Consider the following 2,047-nt stretch of genomic DNA (forward strand, 5'->3'; position numbering starts at 1 on the left):
CGTGTTATTAGCAATAGCTATTTAACTTGATCACAAATACAACCAAATTATTTTCGATTTAGCTTTATCACCGTTTCAACGAATTGTTAAATACATAATTGTTTGTAAAAACATATTCTTATATCAATCATACATAACAGTAATTACATTAAATAAAAGATTAATAAGTGTATTTTATGGATGAAATATCACTTTTTTCTTATATATTTTTTGGGGATTTTCTTTGCCATATATAACTCCTTGACCTCATCTAAAGAGAGAAAAATTGATCTTAAATACTTCATTTTTTAGAGTTTTTTTTGTACATAATTTCAAATCATTTAAGGTCAATTGAGCTCATTTTTATAAGGTGGGCACAATTTGGTCACAAAAGTTTTTTAATATGACTTCGTGATATCGAGAATACAAAGACGATCACGGCTTTATTAAGAAGAAAAAAATTATATAAATCAAAAATAAAAAGCCCCTATCTTTCGATTGAGGCTTTTTAGAATATGGAGCGGGAAACGAGACTCGAACTCGCGACCCCAACCTTGGCAAGGTTGTGCTCTACCAACTGAGCTATTCCCGCGTGCCGCTTATAATACATTAAGCAAATCAAGGGTCAACCACTTTATGCAAATAATGCTGCTGATTGCATAAAATAAAATCATATTCGCGCTCTGATCGCCTGAGTTATTCTATTTGACTCACTTTTTATGTGTTTTTCAGTGTTTTAATCTTAGGCACGTTATACTTCCATCCATCTTTCTATGTAAATAGGTAACTGATCATGACGCTCGAACAACAACTGATTGAACGTTTAAATACATTGCAACCCACGCATCTTGAAGTGATCAACGAGTCTGCGGGTCACGGTGGTTACTTTCCGGGTAAAGAAAGTCATTTTAAAGTCGCTATTGTAAGTCCAATTTTTCAGGGACTTCGACTGGTGCAACGTCACCAAAAAGTCTATGCAGTCGCAACAGATTTAATGAATCCTGGTAAAATTCATGCATTGGCGATTCATGCCTATACGCCAGATGAATGGCAAGGCCAAGTACCCGATAGTCCTGAATGTGCGCATGCACCTAAAAATTAAACAAATTGATAGATAAAAATGGATATACATTTATTCGTCCTTGTCATTCATCTGGTTGCATTGGCACTTGCAGCAATAGCTGTGCTGATTCGTTCTATGCCTTTATGGATGACTACGCCTGATCAGTCTGAGTCTCCTGCGACCAATAAACTCTGGATTGCCCTGCAACATTCAGGATTTACGCTTGTTGTCATTACGGGACTTGTTTTGTTATCGCTGAATCATTTTCAAATGCAGCCGTGGTTTTATGCCAAAATTATTCTGTTTGTGGTAATGCTTTCGTCTTTCAGTAAAGCATTTAAAAAGGATCAGTCTATTTTAGTGGTACAGCGCAAAGCAGGTCTGGTCATTGGCTGTGTGGCATTTGTTGCTATTTTGGGTTTAGTCATGATCAAGCCAGTTTTTGGTTAATTGTTTGACATTCTTTGCATTTATATCGATTGGCTAGGTTAAACTCTAAACAAGTTTGAAAAAATAGTGATGAGGGAAGCATGTTTACACGGGTGGTTTTCAACCAAAAAGGCGGTGTGGGTAAATCAAGTATCACGGTAAATCTGGCAGCAATTAGTGCTGCGCAAAACTTAAGAACACTGGTGATTGATTTAGATCCACAAGCCAATTCTAGCCAATACCTATTAGGTGAACAGGCGACTTACTCCGCAGATAAAAATGCCTTAGAGCCGAACATCGAAAACTTTTTTGATGATGTCTTAGGTAATAATCAACCAAAAGGGTTGATTGGTAATGCCATTGGTTCAATTTTAAAATCACGCGCCAAAGGCTTGGAAAGTTTTGTGCATCATACGGCTTTTCCAAAGCTGGACGTGATTCCAGCCAGCCCAACACTGGGTGCATTAGAGCATGCGCTTGAGTCCAAACATAAGATTTATAAATTACGCGATTCTTTGCAACAACTCAGCAGTCAATATGATCGGATTTATATCGATACGCCACCTGCTTTTAATT

The 2,047-nt window shown here is 37.0% G+C and carries 3 protein-coding genes and 1 tRNA gene; 3 read left to right on the forward strand and 1 reads right to left on the reverse strand.

The features are described from left to right. Positions 1 to 495: 495 nt before the first annotated feature. Positions 496 to 571: transfer RNA gene (locus tag J500_RS16740), tRNA-Gly, on the reverse strand. Positions 572 to 772: 201 nt separating this feature from the next. On the opposite strand from J500_RS16740, the gene J500_RS16745 reads away from it, so the two are divergent. From J500_RS16745 to J500_RS16755, 3 genes are all read left to right on the forward strand, one after another. Beyond that, the gene (locus tag J500_RS16745) at positions 773 to 1,081 is read left to right on the forward strand and encodes a BolA family protein (protein WP_004995482.1); all 309 of its coding nucleotides are present in this window, start codon (positions 773 to 775) and stop codon (positions 1,079 to 1,081) included. Between the two features lie 18 nt (positions 1,082 to 1,099). Then, positions 1,100 to 1,492 carry a SirB2 family protein gene (locus tag J500_RS16750; protein ID WP_004995485.1) on the forward strand — a complete coding sequence of 131 codons (393 nt, stop codon included), beginning with the start codon at positions 1,100 to 1,102 and terminating at the stop codon, positions 1,490 to 1,492. An 80-nt stretch (positions 1,493 to 1,572) separates the two neighbouring features. After that, positions 1,573 to 2,047 (forward strand): ParA family protein (locus J500_RS16755; protein WP_034700731.1); only part of this gene is annotated, 475 nt, incomplete at its 3' end.

This window comes from Acinetobacter sp. 479375, assembly GCF_000581715.1.
GTDB lineage: Bacteria > Pseudomonadota > Gammaproteobacteria > Pseudomonadales > Moraxellaceae > Acinetobacter > Acinetobacter ursingii.